The organism is Acuticoccus sp. I52.16.1, assembly GCF_022865125.1.
Classification (GTDB): Bacteria; Pseudomonadota; Alphaproteobacteria; order Rhizobiales; family Amorphaceae; genus Acuticoccus.
Genome location: NZ_CP094828.1, coordinates 1,829,025 through 1,845,395 on the forward strand (window position 1 = coordinate 1,829,025; position 16,371 = coordinate 1,845,395).

At 70.2% G+C, this 16,371-nt stretch carries 11 protein-coding genes; 1 reads left to right on the plus strand and 10 read right to left on the minus strand.

Features of this window, described 5'->3' with window-relative positions:
- Nucleotides 1–21 precede the first annotated feature (21 nt).
- Nucleotides 22–774 (plus strand): SDR family oxidoreductase, encoded by a 753-nt coding sequence (locus MRB58_RS08240; protein WP_244781238.1) that lies wholly within the window; start codon nt 22–24, stop codon nt 772–774.
- Nucleotides 775–802: 28 nt separating this feature from the next.
- Here the strand turns inward: MRB58_RS08240 and MRB58_RS08245 are convergent, their stop codons facing one another.
- From MRB58_RS08245 to glgX, 10 genes are all read right to left on the minus strand, one after another.
- Entirely contained in the window at nt 803–1,429 is a 627-nt protein-coding gene (locus MRB58_RS08245) for a class II aldolase/adducin family protein (RefSeq protein ID WP_244781239.1), read from the minus strand.
- A complete protein-coding gene (locus MRB58_RS08250; protein ID WP_244781240.1) occupies nt 1,419–2,933 on the minus strand; it encodes an ABC transporter ATP-binding protein in 1,515 nt (504 codons plus the stop codon). Before MRB58_RS08250 ends, MRB58_RS08245 begins: the two co-directional genes overlap by 11 nt.
- On the minus strand, nt 2,933–3,733 hold the full coding sequence (locus MRB58_RS08255) for an ABC transporter permease (RefSeq protein ID WP_244781241.1): 801 nt from the start codon (nt 3,731–3,733) through the stop codon (nt 2,933–2,935). The genes MRB58_RS08250 and MRB58_RS08255 overlap by 1 nt, the downstream gene beginning before the upstream one ends.
- The gene (locus MRB58_RS08260; RefSeq protein WP_244781242.1) at nt 3,730–4,671 is read right to left on the minus strand and encodes an ABC transporter permease; all 942 of its coding nucleotides are present in this window, start codon (nt 4,669–4,671) and stop codon (nt 3,730–3,732) included. Before MRB58_RS08260 ends, MRB58_RS08255 begins: the two co-directional genes overlap by 4 nt.
- Before the next feature lie 9 nt (nt 4,672–4,680).
- Nucleotides 4,681–6,153, minus strand: a complete 1,473-nt coding sequence (locus tag MRB58_RS08265; protein ID WP_244781243.1) for an ABC transporter substrate-binding protein — start codon at nt 6,151–6,153, stop codon at nt 4,681–4,683.
- Nucleotides 6,154–6,540: 387 nt separating this feature from the next.
- Entirely contained in the window at nt 6,541–7,752 is a 1,212-nt protein-coding gene (locus tag MRB58_RS08270; protein WP_244781244.1) for a porin, read from the minus strand.
- A 542-nt stretch (nt 7,753–8,294) separates the two neighbouring features.
- The gene (gene treY / locus MRB58_RS08275; protein ID WP_244781245.1) at nt 8,295–10,664 is read right to left on the minus strand and encodes a malto-oligosyltrehalose synthase; all 2,370 of its coding nucleotides are present in this window, start codon (nt 10,662–10,664) and stop codon (nt 8,295–8,297) included.
- Nucleotides 10,661–12,436: a 4-alpha-glucanotransferase gene (malQ, locus tag MRB58_RS08280; RefSeq protein ID WP_244781246.1), complete on the minus strand. Its 1,776-nt coding sequence runs from the start codon at nt 12,434–12,436 to the stop codon at nt 10,661–10,663. The genes treY and malQ overlap by 4 nt, the downstream gene beginning before the upstream one ends.
- The gene (treZ, locus tag MRB58_RS08285; RefSeq protein ID WP_244781247.1) at nt 12,433–14,229 is read right to left on the minus strand and encodes a malto-oligosyltrehalose trehalohydrolase; all 1,797 of its coding nucleotides are present in this window, start codon (nt 14,227–14,229) and stop codon (nt 12,433–12,435) included. The genes malQ and treZ overlap by 4 nt, the downstream gene beginning before the upstream one ends.
- A 49-nt stretch (nt 14,230–14,278) precedes the next feature.
- Entirely contained in the window at nt 14,279–16,363 is a 2,085-nt protein-coding gene (gene glgX, locus MRB58_RS08290; RefSeq protein ID WP_244781248.1) for a glycogen debranching protein GlgX, read from the minus strand.
- Nucleotides 16,364–16,371 lie beyond the last annotated feature (8 nt).

Below are 16,371 nucleotides of genomic sequence, written 5' to 3' on the forward strand. Positions count from 1 at the left end.
CCGACCGACAGGAGCGAGACCATGGCTGACCGACCCGTTCTACTCGTCACCGGGGGCAGCCGCGGCATCGGCGCCGCGACCTGCCGCATGGCCGCCGCCGCCGGCTACGACATCGCCGTCAACTACGTGCGCGACGCCGCCGCCGCCGAAGCGCTCGTCGCCGAGGTGCGCCAGATGGGCGTCGACGCCGAGGCCTTCCAGGCCGATGTCTCCAAGGATGCCGACATCACCGCCCTCTTCGAGAAGATCGACGCCCGCTTCGGCCGGCTGACGCACTTCGTGTGCAATGCCGGGATGACCGGCAGGGTCGGCCGGCTCGACGATGCGGACCCGGCGATGCTGCGCCAGGTGGTCGATCTCAACGTCACCGGCGCGATGCTGACCCTGCAGGCGGCGGTGAAGCGCATGTCGACCAGGCACGGCGGCAAGGGCGGCAGCATCGTCATCCTGTCGTCGGTGGCGGCGCGGCTCGGCAGCGGCAACGACTTCGTGTGGTATGCCGCCAGCAAGGGGGCGATGGACTCGCTGACCGTCGGCCTCGCGCGCGAGGTTGCCGCCGAGGGGATCCGCGTCAACGCCGTATCGCCGGGCATGATCGACACCGAGATCCACGCCTCGGCCGGCGATCCGGAGCGTGCCGGACGTGCCGTGAAGGTGATCCCGGCGCAGCGCGTGGGCGCGGCCGAAGAGGTCGCCGCGGCGATCCTCTACCTGTTGTCGGACTCCGCCTCGTACGTGATGGGCGGCAACCTCGACGTCAGCGGCGGGCGCTGAACGGCGCCATCGCGGTGCAGCGGGCGGTTCAGCGGCCGTAGCCGCGGAACTGCTCCAGCACACGGTCCATCTCGTCGTCCGGCAGCACCACCGGCTCGCCGGCGGCGAGCGCCATGCGGTAGACCTTGGCCAGCAGCTCCACCTCCCGCGCCAGATCCATCGCCTTCGCCAACGTTGCGCCCGCCGCCACGACACCGTGGTTGGCGAGCAGGCAGGCGTCGAGCCGGGCCATCGTGGCGCAGATCGCCGCCGACAGCTCGGCCGTGCCGAACGTCGCGTACGGCGCCAGCGGGATCTCCTTGCCGCCGGCGATCGCCACCATGTAGTGCGCCGCGGGGATCGGCCGGCGCAGCATGGCGATCGCGGTGGCGTTGGGCGAGTGGGTATGGACGACGGCCGTGAGGTCCGGCCGCGCGACGAGAAGATCGCGGTGGAAACGCCACTCGGACGAGGGTTTGCCGTCCGCCGCCCCATCGAACGGGACCGTGGCGATGTCCTGCGGGCCCATCCGCGCGGCGGGCACCGCGCTGGGGGTGATCAGCAGGCCGCTGGCGATCCGCAGCGAGACGTTGCCGGCACTGCCGACGATCAGCCCTTCCGCCAGCAGCGCGCGATAGGCCTCCACGAGCGCGATCCGCTCGGGTTCATGGTCCATCGCCGGCCTCCTCCACCAGGGCTTTCGTCGCCGGGTGCCGCGGCCGGCCGAAGATATCGTCCGGCGTTCCGGATTCCACCACCGCGCCGTCGTCCATCACCAGGATCCGGTCCGCCAGGGTGCGCACCAACGCCAGGTCGTGCGCGATGAAGACGAGGCCGAGCCCATCCTCGCGCGAGAGGCGGTCGAACAGGGAGATGATCTGCCCGCGCAGCGCCGCGTCGAGCGCAGACACCGGCTCGTCCGCCAGCACCACCTTGGGCCGGGCGACGAGAGCGCGGGCGATGGCGATGCGCTGGCGTTGCCCGCCGGAGAAGGCATGCGGCTTGCGCGCCAGCACCTCCGTGCCGAGGCCGACGCGCGCTAGCGCCGCGACCGCCCGCTCTCGCCGCTCCGCCCGCGAGAGGCCGGCGCGGAAGAGCGGCTCGGTCACGACACGCAGCACCGCGTGACGCGGATTGAAGCTGGTCGCGGGGTCCTGGAACACCATCTGCGCGTCGCGCCGCAGCACCGGCGAGCCGGCGGGAACGGGCGTGCCACTGAGCGTGATGCGCCCCTCCATCGGCAGGAGGCCGAGGACGGCGCGCACCAGCGTCGTCTTGCCGCTTCCGGACCCGCCGACCAGCGCCACCCGCTCCCCCGGCGCCACCTGAAACCCCGCCCCGCGCACGACCTCCCGCCCGCCGCGGCGCACGCGGACGTCGGCGACCTCGAGCACCGGGGCACGCGGGGTCGTCATCGTCCGCGGCGGCAGCGTGACGTGGCGTGAGCCGGCGAGGGCGCGGCCGGCGTCGCTCTGCGGCCGGGCCAGCACCTCGGTCCCGGTCTCGGCGATCGTGCCGTCCGCCATGACGACGATGCGCTCGGCCCGCCGCGCCACCGCGAGATCGTGCGTGATGAGGACGAGGGCGGTGCCGCGCTCGGCCGTCAGCGCCTCCAGGAGATCGAGCACGCGCTGCGCGGTGACGGCGTCGAGCGCGCTGGTCGGCTCGTCCGCCACCACGAGGCGCGGCGAGAGCGCGACGGCGATGGCGATGGCGACGCGCTGGCGCTGCCCGCCGGAGAGCTGATGCGGATAGCGTTCCGGGCCGACGCCGGCATCGGTGAGGCCGGTCTTGTCCAAGAGACCCATCACGGTGCGGGCGCGCTCGGCGGCGGAACTGTCGGAATGGAGGCGAATGATCTCGTCGATCTGCGCGCCGATGCGCTTGACCGGGTTGAGCGCGGTCGCCGGCTCCTGGAACACCATCGAGATGACCGGGCCGCGCAGCCGCGCCAGAGCCCGGTCCGGCATGCCCAGCAGCTCGTCGCCGTCGATCCGGACCGACCCGCCGAAGGTGACGCCCGCCGGCGGCAAGCCCAGCATCGCCCGCGCGGTCAGCGACTTGCCCGACCCCGACGCGCCGACGATCGCCGCCCGCTCGCCGGGGCGGATGCGCAGCGTCACGTCGTGGACGAGGGGCGTGCCGCCGGCGGTGGCGGAAAGGCGCTCGAGTTGCAGCATCAGGCGGGCCGCACGAAGCGCGGGTCGAGCCGGCGGTTCAGCGCTTCGCCCAGCGTGGTGATCGCCAACACCGTCACGGCGATGGCGAGGCCGGGCCACAGCGCCAGCTGCGGCGCCAGGGCGATCAGCGTCTGCGCCTCGGCCAGCATGCGGCCCCAGGAAACCGCCGGCGGCTGCGCGCCGAGACCCACGTAGCTCAGTCCCGCCTCGATCAGGATGGCGACGGCGAACTGCGTGGCGGCCTGGGTCAGGACGATCGGCGCGACCAGCGGGGCGACATGCTCGAACGCGATGCGGGAGCGCCCCTTGCCGCTGAGCCGCGCCGCGTCGACGAAATCGAGCGAGAGGATGCGGCGGGCGGAGGCCGCGACGAGGCGCATGAAGACTGGGATATAGAAGATGCCGATGGCGACCATGGCGTTGACGGCGCCCGGTCCGCGGAAGGTCGTCAGCATCGCCGCGACGATCAGCGCCGGAAAGGCGAAGACGATGTCCCCGCCGAGCATCAGCACCGCACGGCCGACGCGGCCGGACGACGCCGCCGCGAGCCCCAGCGGACCGCCGAGCCCCACGCCGATCAGTATCGCCCCCGCCGCGACGCCGAGCGAGGTGCTGGCCCCCGCCATCAGCATGGAGACGACGTCGCGCCCGTATTGGTCGGTGCCGAGGGGGTGGGCGAGCGACGGCAGGGCGAACCGGTCGGCCATGTCGAACCCGTCGACCGGATAGGGCGTCCACACCGCGGCGAGGAGCGCGGCGACGACGATGACGGCGACGATCGTCCCGGCGACGACCCTCACGGCGCGGCCCGCTGGCGCGGGTTGGTCCACGTCGCCAGGACGTCGCACAGCGCGTTGACGACGACGACCGTCGCCACGACGACGAGGGTGACGCCCTGCACCAGCACCACGTCGCGCTGCGCCACCGCCTGGAAGAGCAGCCGCCCCAGGCCGGGAAGGTTGAACACCGTCTCCACCACGATCGCCCCCGCGACCAGGAAGCCGAACTGCATGCCGATGATGGTGATGATCGGCGCCCAGGCATTGGGCAGCGCGTGGACGATCACCGCTCCGGCGAGGCGCCGCCCCTTGGCCCTGGCGAGGGCGACATAATCCTCGTCCATCGCCTCGGTGACGGCGGTGCGCACGATGCGGGTGAGGATCGCCGCCTGCGGGATGCCGAGCGCCAGGGTCGGCAGCACCAGGGCGGCAAGCCCCGCGCCGAACCCTGCGCCCCAGCCGGGGAAACCGCCGGACGCCGTCCAGCGCAGGTGCGCCGCGAAGACATATATAAAGAGTAGCCCCAGCCAGATCGCCGGCACCGAGAGTCCGACCTGCGCCGCGGCCTGGACCAGCCGGTCGCTGATCCGGTCCCGGCGGATGGCAGCGAGGAGCCCCGCAGGCAGTGCCAGCATCACCGACAAAAGCAGCGCCAGCGCCGCGAGCGGGGCCGAAACCGCCGCTCGCTCGGCGATGAGGGCCGTCACCGGCACGTCGTAGGTGCCCGAGGTGCCCAGATCGCCCGACACCACCCCGCCGAGCCATGCGGCGAAGCGCGCGGGTAACGGTCGGTCGAGGCCCATCTCGGCACGCAGCGCCGCCACGGCCTCGGGTTCGGCGTTCATGCCGAGCCGCAGCAGCGCCGCGTCACCGGGCAACACGCTCATCGCCGCGAAGACGATCGCGCTGGCGACGAGCAGCGTGGCGACGAGCTGGACGAGGCGGACGATGGCCCTCACGGTGCGCCGTCAGCTCTCCCAGCGGACGGCGGTGACGTCGTTCGCCTGAATCGGCGAGTTGGGCCAGAAGCCGGTCAGGCGCGCGTCCCACACCCCCACCTTCGGCAGCACGAAGAGGAAGGCGTTCACCGCATCGTCCGCGATCAGCCGCTGCGCCTCCTCCAGGAGGCCCTTGCGGGCGTCCGGGTCGGCCTGCGTCTCCAGCTCGGCGACGACCTCGTCGAGGCGCGGGTTGTCGACGTGGAAGTAGTAGTCGTCGCGGGCGTAGATGCCGATGTCGTTCGGCTCGGTGTGGGCGACGATGGTGAGGTCGTAGTCCTTGCCCTTGAAGGCGGAGGACAGCCACTCGGCCCACTCCACCGGCTTCAGCGTCGCGTCGATGCCCACCTGCCGGAGCTGCGCGGCGATCAGCTCGCCCGAGCGGCGGGCGTAAGCCGGCGGCGGCAGCGTCAGCGTGACCGAGAGGTTCTCTTGTCCGGCCTCGGCCAGCAGCGCCTTGGCCCGCTTCGGGTCGTAGGCGTTGACGCTCGTCAGGTCGACATAGGCCGGGTCGTGCGGCGGCATGTGCGAGCCGATGGCCATGCCGGCGCCGTACATCGCGCCGGCGATCAGCACGTCCCGGTCGATCGCGGCGGAGATCGCCTGGCGCACCGCCAGTTGGTCGAACGGCGGACGGGACGCGTTGATCGCCAGGATCACCTCGCCTTCCGTGGTGCCGATCTCGAGGTGGAAGTCGGGATTGGCCTCCAGCACCGGGATCTGCTCGGGAGCCGGGAAGTTGGGGAAGGCATTGACGTCCCCCGCCAGGAGCGACGCGAGCGCCGTGCCGGGGTCGGAGATGAAGGCGAATTCGACACGCTCGACTCCCGCCGGCTCGCCCCAATAGTCCGCATAGCGGGTCAGGATCACGCGGTCGCCGCGGCGCCAGGTGTCGAACTCGAAGGGGCCGGTGCCGATCGGCGTCTGCTTGTTGCCGTCGGCGCTGTCGGGATGGACCATCACCGCGTCGCCCCAGGCGAGCGAATAGGGAAGGTCGGCATCGGGGCGCGAGAGGTTGATCGTCAGCGTCTCGGCGTCCGTCGCCTCGACCGATTCGATCGCGGCGAAGAGCTGGGGCTGCGCGTTCTCGGCCCCCTCGGCGCGGAAGCGGTCGAGCGCGAACTTGGCGACCGAGGCGTCGAACGCGGCGCCGTCGTGGAAGGTGACGTCCTGGCGCAGGGTGAAGGTCCAGGCGAGACCGTCGCCGCTGACCGACCAGCGGGTGGACAGCTGCGGGCGGACCCGGCCGTCTTCCGCGATTCGGGTCAACCCCTCGAAGACGTTGGCGTAGAGCACCTCGTCGATCGCGGCGGCCGCGCCGGCGGTGGGGTCGAGATGCGGCGGCTCCAGTGCCATGCCGACGACGAGCGGCCGATCGACCTGGGCCGTGGCTGCCAGCGGCAGGACGGTCAGCGCGAGGGTGAGGAAGAGGCGTGCGAGCATGACGGGTCCCGGCGATTTGTGGTGCCGAGAGGTGTAGCGCGGGGCCGGGCCGGGCACCAGCGGCGCGAACCTATGGCCGGGGCCGCTGTCGCCCGAAGCCGGCGTGTTGCCGGCAATCATGGCGCTTCGAGTTCGCCTTCCGTTAAGCGTGACGCAAATGCAACACGCAATGGAACTTCGCCTTCGGTGCACGGTTGTGATATGGAATGACCCGCGGCTCGGTATCGGAGCCGCACCATCCGGGGGAATGGATGGCATTGGGTAGATGCGCTCAGGAGGTTCGGCGGCTTCGGCTGCCGGGCCTTTTTTCGTATGGTCCGGGCGTTTGACACAAAAAAAGGGCCCGGCGTTGCCGCCGGGCCCTCCCATCCGGGGGAAAGGATGGAATTAGAAGGTGCGCTGCGCGCGGAGGAAGCCCGCGAGAGCCGAACCCTCACCCGCGTTGTCGGTGTCGACGTACTTGTACTGGAGACCGGCACCCAGGACGAAGTTTTGGACGATCTCGTAGGTCAGGTAGCCGTCAACCGTGATGGTCTGAACGTCGCCGAACGTGCTGTTGTCGTTCTGGTCGAAGAAGGCATAACCACCGGCCAGCGTGTAGGCAATCGCCGGGGTGAAGCTCGTCGACAGAGCGCCAGCGATCGAGAAGGCGTCGGTCAGGTCGAGGTCGTTGGTGACCGGGTTGTAGTAGCCGTCGAACGCCGGGGTGAAGCCGTTGGAGACGTCAGCCGCGACGTAGTCCGGACCACCGTGAGCGTAGGCGGCCTGGATGCCGATGCTCGTGCCGGTACCGAACGGAACGTTCACGGACACACCACCGCCAACACCGAAGGCGACGTCGGAGTCGGAGTCGGTGTACCAGCCACCGCTGCCGAGCAGACCAGCCTCACGGTAGCCGAGGAAGCCCATCAGCTGAGCCGAACCCCAGCCCTGATCGACGCGGATGTTCGCGACCAGATCCGGAACCCACTCGAAGCGCTGGTAGGCGTTCTCGACGCCGGCCTGACGATCTCCGCCGTAATCTTCGATCGAGAGCGAAGCCGAGAAGCCGTTGCCGAAGGTGGCGGTGTACGCGGCGACGTTGATCTTCGTGTCCGAGGTCGGAGCTTCGAAGAAGAACTGCGAGCCGCCCATCGCGTCGGTGTAGTCCCAGAAGGAACGGGTACGACCGAAGGTCAGACCACCGAACTGGATGAAGGCGTTCTCGAGGTTGACGCCGAGGCCACCGTTGTCGTTCGTGAACTGCAGCTCGGTGAAGGTACGGAGCAGGCCGTACTCGGTCGCCGTGCGGGAGTCCATGTAGATGTAGGCACGAGCGCGGAAGCGGTAGCCCTGCTCCACATCGCGGTCGTAACCACGGCTGGTGACTTCGAAGTTGTCGGTGTCGAGGTCACCGAAAGCCTGGTAGTCGGCACGGATACGGCCAGCGACGCGCAGGCAGGTCTCGGTGCCGGGGATGTAATAAAAGCCCGTGCCGTATGCGTCGCAGATGCGAACGTACTCGACAGGCTCGACAACGACGGGGAGGTCCGCCGCCTGCGCCCCGGTCACCGCGAGAGCACCCGCAGCCGTGCCGAGGACAAGACGCTTAATGTTCATGTCTCGATCTCCAAAGATGTTCACTTGTAGAGGCCCTTTGACTTTCGTTCCGGCGGTGACCCGAGGGCCGAAAGTCGCCGGACTTCCAACTGATTTGATCAAGCCGCTGCGGCCCGCCCAAACCGCGACGAGGTCGTTTCCGCCCCGTCGCAAAGCCACATTGCTCAGGTGCCCCACTCACGGCAACGGAAAGCGTGCGGGTGAAACTCGCTGAACCCCGCACTCAATCTGCGATGTTGCACGGACAACACGTTTTCGCCCCCAACCCCGGCAAATTCGCCCCAAACGGCAAGGATCCATTAGGATTTCTGGGCCCCGAAGCCCCGCACACTGTGGATAAGACCCCCGATCGGCCACGGTACCCGCTTGCTGGACCGACCCGTGCGCCGGGGACGCCCCCCTCCCCTCGACAACGCAAGAGATTACCGCACCGCCTGGGCCGAGGCTGATTCGCGCCGCCCCTGTCCACCGGGCCTGACTGCGGGTGTGACCCGCATGGCCGAAATGCAACACCAGCGGCGACCGCCCGGCCGCCGCCCGGGCTACCGGTTCGTCGCAATAAGGATGGGGAAATTCCGGAGCGCCGCTTCGATCGCCCCTTTTTCGCCCAGCGCGCGGCCGGTCAGTCGATCCACCAGGCCGGCGGCGTCGGCGACGGTGAGGTCGGCGAGGCTGCCGCGGGACAATCCGAGCCCCGCCTCACCCAGGTAGGGCAGCGGGCGAATCGGGATCAGCGCGACGAGGCGCTCGTCGCCGGAACGGCGCTCGAAGGCGGCGAAGTCCCCGGCGGCGCCGCCCTGCAACGCCAGCGCGGTCAACGACGAGCGGGCGAAGAGGGCCGCCCGTTCGCGCCGCAAGGCCAGCCCTTCCAGCAGAACGCGCGCCTTGACCGCGCCGCTGGTCCAGTCGCGGGCGAGGAAGGCGGGGTCGGCAACTCGCGCCGCCGCGCACAGCGCCGCTTCCGCCTCGAAGTCGACCGGGCGGCGATTGTCGGGATCGACCATGGCGAAATCCCAGTCGAAGCAGCCTTGGTAGATGTCCGGAACCGGGCGGCCGAGCGTCTTCAGCAGCGCCTGACCGAGGCCGATGACGGCGCCTGCCCGCTCGACGTCGGCCAGCGGGGCGAGGCGCTCGCGCGCGCCGGCCATCGCCACGGCCGCCTCCGCCACCTGCCGCTCGAAATCCGCGTCGCGGCGCGTCCAGCTCGTATCTTCCATCGCCTCGCGCACGGACTTCAGCGCCGCCTCGCGGAAGCGATCGGCGAAGTCGGCATCGTCGCCGAGCGGGTCGGCGGCGAACAGCATCTGCGCCAGCGCCCACTTCAGCTTGTCCGGAAGGTCGCCCGGCAGCGTCGGCCACAGCGCGACGAACCGGGCCGCGGCGTCCGGGGCCGACAGCGCGTAGAGCCGCGCGCGCGAATCCTCGCCGCGCTTGGTGTCGTGCGTCTGCGTCGCGGCCAGTCCGCCCGCGGCCGCCACGCCGAGAAAGCGCCCCGCCCCGAGCGCGGGGTCGAGCGCGCCGCCGACTTCGTTCAGCGCCAGCAACCGGTGGTGGCGATAGAAGAGCGTGTCCTCCAGCGCCTTGGCCATCAGCGGGCCGGACGTCTGCTGCAACCGTGCGACGAACTCGATCGCCACGTCCGGGTCGTTCGCCGCGGCCGGATCGGCGGTGAGCAGTTCGATCAGGTCGTCGAGGACGCGCTCGTCCTCCAGCTTTTCCGCGGTGGCGGCGTCGCGCGCGGCGGCCAGCACGGCGCGGTCCTCGGCGTCGTCGCTCGGCAGATAGGTGCGGTAGACCGACAGGCCCTTCATCAGCGCCACCAGCCCCTCGCGCACGGTGGCGCGGCCGTGGTCGCGGGCCGATAGGTCAGACCTGAACAACGTCAGCGCGAGCTCCGTCAACCGCTCCAGCTCACCCGCCAGATTGCGTGTCAGGATGACCGTCTTGGCCTCGTCCATCATCGCCGGCAGGTCGTTCTGGGCGATCTCGCCATAGGCCTCGCTCAGGGCCTGGAGCCCGTCACCGTCGGTGAACAGGGCGGCCATCGCGGCGATGAACTCGTAGCCGGTGGTCCCCTCGACCGGCCAGTCCCGCAGCCCCTCGTCGGCCTCCAGGATCTTCTCGACCCAGATCGGCACCGCGGCCCGCTCGGCGAGCGTCGCGAGGTATCCCGCCGGGTCGGACAGCCCATCGACGTGATCGACCCGCAGGCCCGTGACCGTCCCCTCGGCGACGAGGCGCAGGATGGTGCGGTGGACATGCTCGAAGACGAGCGGGTCCTCCACCCGCACGCCCACGAGGCCCGTCACCTCGAAGAAGCGGCGGTAGGTCAACCCGTCGCGCCCGAAGCGCCAGTAGGTGAGGCGGTAGTTCTGTGCCTCGTGCAGGTCGTGCAGGTTCTCGATGTGCTCGGTGCCGGGCGCCAGCGGCAGGATATTGTCATAGACGGCGAGGACGGGGCCGTCCGGCGTCTCGCGGCGGGTGATGTCGCCCTCCACGATCGCCTCGCCGTAGGGCTTGCCGAGGATCGGCAGGATCAGCTTGCCGGCGTTCCAGTCGATGTCGAAGTGGCGGGCATAGTCCGACGCCTCGCCGTGCATGGCGACGTCGCGCCACCACGGGTTCTCCATCGAGGCGGCCATGTGGTTGGGCACGATGTCGACGATGAGGCCGAGGCCGGCCGCCTCGAGCGCCTCGGCGAGCACCGCGAAGCCCGCCTCGCCGCCGAGCGCGGGGTCGAGCACGTTGTGGTCGGTGACGTCATAACCGTGGGTGGAGCCGGCCGTCGCGGCGAAGATCGGCGAGGCATAGAGGTGGGTGATGCCCGCCTGCGCCAGGTGCGGCAGGATCGAGGCCGCGTCCTCGAAGGTGAAGCCGTTGCGGAATTGGAGCCGATAGGTGGCGACGATCATCCAGACCCTCTTCGCACCCCGCGCACGGCGGCCAGGGTGGCCGCGAGACGTGCCGAACGGCCGATCTCGGCGACCGTCACCGGGAGTGTCCTACGCCAATTCGGATGCTCACGGTCCGTTCCCGGCAGATTGACGAGCCGCCGCCCGCCGACGACATCCTCCAGCCGCACCGCGAAGAGCCGCGAGGCGGTGCGTGCGCCGAGCCGGTGAAACGCGACGCAGACCGCGTCGTCGAGCGGCCCGGTGGCGCGAGTCGGCGGCAGGCCCGCCATCGCCAGCATCGCCCGCTTGTCGGCGAGGCGGGCTGCATGCTCGACCTCGGCGACGCGCCGATCGATGCGCCCCAGGGCCAACCGCAGGTCGATCTCGTCGCCCTGCCACCAGGCCTCCAGCGGCGCGATGTCATGGGTCGAGAGGCAGGCGAGCGCGTCGCGCGGGTACTGCGCCGGCGGGGTCATGCCGCCCGGCCCGTGCTCGAAGGCGAGGATGCGCATCGAGAAGAGCCGCCGCGCCGCCATCCGCTCGCGAAAGCCGGGCGGTACCACGCCGAGGTCCTCGCCGATCGCCATCGCGCTGTGCTGGACGGTGGCGGCGACAACCTGGTCGGTGAGGTTGGGCTGGCGCACGTAGGCCCCTTCGGCGGAGGTCATGCCGTCGGGGATCAGCCACAGCCGTTCGAGGCCCATCGCGTGGTCGATCCGCATCGCCCCGGCGTCGGCCATCACGGCGTCCATCACCGCGCGGTAGGGGGCGAAGTCGCGCTCCACCAGCGCCGTCGGCGACAGCGGCGCGAGGCCCCAGTCCTGCCCGTCGAGCGAGAAGAGGTCGGGCGGCGCGCCGATCCGAAGACCGCGCAGCGCCAGCGACGGGTCGGCCCAGGTGGAGGCCCCGTCCGGCGCCTCCCCCACCGCGAGGTCGAGGTAGAGGCCGATGCGCATGCCCGCCGCGCGGCACGCCGCGTGGGCCGCGCCGAGCTGCGTCTCGGCGATATGTTGCAGCCAGACGTGGAATGCGACGTCGTCCCGGTGCGCTTCGGCGAAAGCGCGCACCTCCGGGCTCGCCCGGTCGGCATACTGGGCCGGCCAGGAGCCCCAGCCGGCACCCTTGCCGCTCGCGACCATGTGGTGCGACAGCGCCTCGAAGAGGGCGAAGTCGGCCATCGCGGCACCCGCCTGCGAGGCATGGCGGGCGGCCGCGTGGCGTGCCTCGGCGGGCACGGACGGATCGCCGGAGCGCCAGGACTGATGGATCTTGGCCAGCACCGTCAGCTTCGCCTGCGCGGCGGCGGTATAGTCCACCTGATCGCGCGAACTCGGCACCGGCACCATTTCGGCCATGTGCGGGTGAAAGCCGGGCACCTCGTCCACCGCGATGATGAACGGGTTGAGGCGCCGCCGGTCGGACGGCGAGAAGGGCGAGGCGCGCTCCGGCTCGGCGGTGAACAGCGCGTGCAGCGGGTTGAGGCCGACGAAGTCCGCCCCGGCGTCCGCCAGCATCGGCACCAGCGCCTTGAGGTCGCCCAGATCGCCGATGCCGAGGTTGCGGTCCGAGCGGAGCTGGTAGAGCTGCAAGGCGACGCCGAAGGCCCGCGCATCGTCCAGCCACGGCGGGACATAGGCGGCGGTGGAGGCCGGCTGCGGCAGCGGCGGCGGTGCGCCGAGCAGGTCCACGAACGCGCGCTTGGTCGCGTCGGAGACCGGCGGGGCGTTCTCGCCCGGGCGCTCCAGGACGACGCCGACCGCGTCGGCCGCCGCGTCGAGCGCCTTGGTCATGCGCGCTCCAGCGTGACGATCACCGAGTGCGGCCCGCGCGACTCGGGCAGCGCCACCAGCTCGCCCGACACCACGGCGGCGATCACCTCCGCGGCCGGCATGGGGCCGGCGTCCTCGGTCGTCATGTTGATCAGCATCGTCATCACCGCGCCGTCGGCGAGCGTCCAGGCGACGTCGACCACCCCGTCGGCGGCGGCCAGCACGGTGCCGGTCTTGGGCTCCTCGCCGGTGAGGCGCGGGACGACCTCGCGCGCCCGCACGCCGAGCAGCGTGGTGTAGAGGGTGAGCCAGGCGCGGCCGGCCTCGGTCTCCGGCTTGGACCAGTCGACCTGGCTCGCCTCGAAGGTGGAGAGGGCGTTGGGGTCGGGGATGTCCTCGCGGGCGTCGGGGTCGATGAAGGCGTCGAACTTGGAGAACTCGTTGCGCCTTCCCTTGCGCACGGCCGCCGCCAGCTCGCCGTCGAAGTCGCAGAAGAAGCAGAACGGGTTGGTCTCGCCCCACTCCTCGCCCATCCACAGGAGCGGGATCTGCGGCGAGAGCAGCAGAACGGCGGTGAAGAGCACCGTCGTCTCGCGGTCGGAGAGGTCGATCAGCCGCTCGCCGAACGCCCGGTTGCCGACCTGATCGTGGTTCTGGTTGAACGCCACGCACGCGATCAGCGGCTGGCCCTTGGAGTCCTCCCCGCGCGGCTCGTTGGCGTGGCCCTTGGAGGGCTCGCCCTGGAAGACGAACCCCTCCGTCAACGCCCGCGCCAGCTTCTCCCAGCGATGCTCGGTGAAGTCGATGTAGTAGCCTTCGGTGTCGCCGGTGGCGATCGGATGGATGACGTTGTGGTAGTCGTCGTTCCACTCGGCGGTGAAGAGGGTCGGCTCGCCGTCTTCGTAGGGGTGCAGGAAGACGACGTTGCGCTCGTCCTCGGTGTGGAGGTGCACCGGGCGGTCGAGCGTGGCGCGGATCCGCCGCGCCATGGCTTCGAGGATGTGTTCCGCCGACGGGTCCTTGATGTGGTCGATGGCGTCGAACCGCAGCCCGTCGAAGCGGTACTCCGTCAGCCAGTAGAGCGGATTCTCGACGAAGTAGGACCGCACCGCCGGATTGTCGAACGCGATCGCCGCGCCCCACGGCGTGTGCCGCTCCGGGTGGAAGAAGGCGCCGGCGTACTTGCCGAGGTAGTTCCCGTCCGGCCCGAAGTGGTTGTAGACCACGTCGAGGAACACCATCAGCCCGTGCGCGTGGGCCGCGTCGACGAAGGCGCGCACGTCGTCGGGCGAACCGTAGCACTCGTGCGGCGCGTAGAGCAGCACGCCGTCGTAGCCCCACCCGCGGCGCCCGCCGAACTGGGCGAGCGGCAGCACCTCCACCGCTGTGATGCCGATGGCGGCGAGGTGCGGCAGCTTCTCGATCGCGGCGCGGAAGGTGCCCTCGGGCGTGAAGGTGCCGACGTGCATCTCGTAGATGACGCACTCGCGCCAGGGCCGGCCGGCCCACTCGGTCTTCCACTCGTAGGCGTCGGGGTCGACCAGTTTGGACGGCCCGTGGACGTCGCCCATCTGCGCCCGCGCGGCGGGGTCCGGCACGACGAAGCCGTCATCCAGCACGAAGGCGTAGCCGCCGCCGACGGGGACGGCGTCGGTGACGATCTCGAACCAACCGTCCGCCTGGCGCTCCATGGCGAGATCGCCGGCGTCGGTGCGCAGCTTGAGGGTCTGCTCGTCGGGCGCCCAGAGGCGGAAGCGGGCGCGACCGTCGCGGAGGACCGTCGCCCCCCAGGTGGTGGGACATGCGTTCGTCACAGAGCCTCCCCGAAGCGTCTAAACGGGATGAGACGGCACCGAGGCGCCGTCAGTGCGAGCGATTGCCGATGACTGCGAGCATCGACCGGCCGGGCACCGTAAAGGGCGCCCCCGCCGCCGGACCGCGACCGGGCCTGTGGACCGTCCCGTCGACCGTCTCGAACAGCACCGACCATTCGACGGAGGCGAGCGGCTCGCACAGGTTGAAGGTCATCTCGTCCTCGAGCGAGTTGAAGAAGACCACGGCGCGCGCGTCGCCTTGCGCGAGGACCATCCCCAGCACCTTGGGGTCGACGGCGTGCCAGTCGTCCTGGTTCATCTCCTCGCCGTCGGGGCGCAGCCAGCAGATGTCCTTGGCGCCGTCCTGGCCGGACTGCTCGTCGCCGTGCAGGAACCTGGCCTGGTGGAAGATGCCCAGTTCCTGGCGCACGCGGATGAGGTCGGCGACGAACTTGCGGAAGCCGACCTCCTGCTCGCTGTCCTCACCCCAGTTCAGCCACGAGAATTCGGTGTCCTGGCAGTAGCCGTTGTTGTTGCCGAACTGGCTGCGGCCGATCTCGTCGCCCATCAGCATCATCGGCGTCCCCTGGCTGACCAGCAGCGTGGCGATGAGGTTGCGCCGCATCTGCGTGCGCACGGTGTTGATCGCCTCGTCGTCGGTCGGGCCCTCCACGCCCCAGTTGAAGGAGCGGTTGTCGCCGTGACCGTCGCGATTGTCCTCGCCATTCCCCTCGTTGTGCTTCTCGTTGTAGGTGACGAGATCGACCAGCGTGAAGCCGTCGTGCGCGGTGACGAAGTTGACCGAGGCCCACGGCTTGCGCCCGGCATGGTCGAAGATGTCGGCCGAGCCGAGGACGTTGGAGGCCAGCGGCGGCAGGTAGCCGGATTCACCGCGCCAGTAGGAGCGGATATCGTCGCGGTAGCGCCCGTTCCACTCGGCCCAGCCGGGCGGAAAGTTGCCCACCTGGTAGCCGTCCATGCCGAGGTCCCACGGCTCGGCGATCATCTTCACGCCTTGCAGGGTCGGGTCCTGCATCACCGCGTCGAGCCATGCGGACGACTTGTCGAACCCCGCCCCCTCCCGCGACATCGACGGGGCGAGGTCGAACCGGAACCCGTCGACCTTGCACACCTCGACCCAGTAGCGCAGCGAATCCATCACCATCTGCATCACCCGCGGATGGGCGACGTTGACGGTGTTGCCGGTGCCGGTGGTGTCGGAATAATAGCGCTTGTCTTCGGCGAGCACGTAGTAGCTCGCGTTGTCGATCCCCTTGAACGACAGCGTCGGGCCGAGCTGGTTGCCCTCGGCGGTGTGGTTGTAGACGACGTCGAGGATCACCTCGATGCCGGCCTCGTGCAGGCGCCGCACCATGTGCTTGAACTCGTGGTGCCCCGACCCGCGCGAGATGTAGCGCGCCGCGGGGGCGAAGAAGTTCAGCGTGTTGTAGCCCCAGTAGTTGTGCAGCCCCTTCTCCAGCAAATGCCGGTCGTCTGGGAAGTAGTGGATCGGCATCAGCTCGATCGTCGTCACGCCGAGCTTGACGAGATAGTCGATCACCTGCGGGTCGGCGAGGCCGGCGAAGGTGCCGCGCATGTGGTCCGGCACGTCCGGATGCATCGCGGTCATGCCCTTGACGTGCGCCTCGTAGACGATCGTGTCGGTCCACGGCACCTGCGGGGGGACGTGGTTGCCCCAGGTGAAGGCCTCGTCGACGACGATGGACTTGGGCATCGCCGGCCCCGAGTCGCGCCGATCGAAGGAGAGGTCCTCGCGCGTGGAGCCGACGCGGTAGCCGAACATCGAGTCCTGCCACCTGAGGTCCCCCTTGAGGGCACGGGCGTACGGGTCGATCAGCAGCTTGTTGGGGTTGAAGCGATGGCCGGCCGAGGGCTCGTAGGGACCGTGTACGCGGTACCCGTAGAGCTGACCCGGCCGCACATCGGGCAAGTAGCAGTGCCAGATGTCGTGGGTGTGTTCCGGGACGGGAATACGGTTCGTCTCGCGCCGTCCGGTGCGTTCGAAGAGGCACAACTCGACGTTGGTCGCGTTGGCGGAGAAGAGGGCGAAGTTGGTGCCCGACCCATCCCACGTCGCCCCGAGCGGCCCGGGGGACCCTGGTTCAATGCGCATTCATGCCC

Bases quoted from the DNA above. Each gene is read 5' to 3' on its own strand.
- MRB58_RS08240 (WP_244781238.1), top strand. From the start codon at position 22: ATGGCTGACCGACCCGTTCTACTCGTCACCGGGGGCAGCCGCGGCATC.
- MRB58_RS08245 (WP_244781239.1), bottom strand. From the start codon at position 1,429: ATGGACCATGAACCCGAGCGGATCGCGCTCGTGGAGGCCTATCGCGCG.
- MRB58_RS08250 (WP_244781240.1), bottom strand. From the start codon at position 2,933: ATGCTGCAACTCGAGCGCCTTTCCGCCACCGCCGGCGGCACGCCCCTC.
- MRB58_RS08265 (WP_244781243.1), bottom strand. From the start codon at position 6,153: ATGCTCGCACGCCTCTTCCTCACCCTCGCGCTGACCGTCCTGCCGCTG.
- MRB58_RS08270 (WP_244781244.1), bottom strand. From the start codon at position 7,752: ATGAACATTAAGCGTCTTGTCCTCGGCACGGCTGCGGGTGCTCTCGCG.
- treY (WP_244781245.1), bottom strand. From the start codon at position 10,664: ATGATCGTCGCCACCTATCGGCTCCAATTCCGCAACGGCTTCACCTTC.
- malQ (WP_244781246.1), bottom strand. From the start codon at position 12,436: ATGACCAAGGCGCTCGACGCGGCGGCCGACGCGGTCGGCGTCGTCCTG.
- glgX (WP_244781248.1), bottom strand. From the start codon at position 16,363: ATGCGCATTGAACCAGGGTCCCCCGGGCCGCTCGGGGCGACGTGGGAT.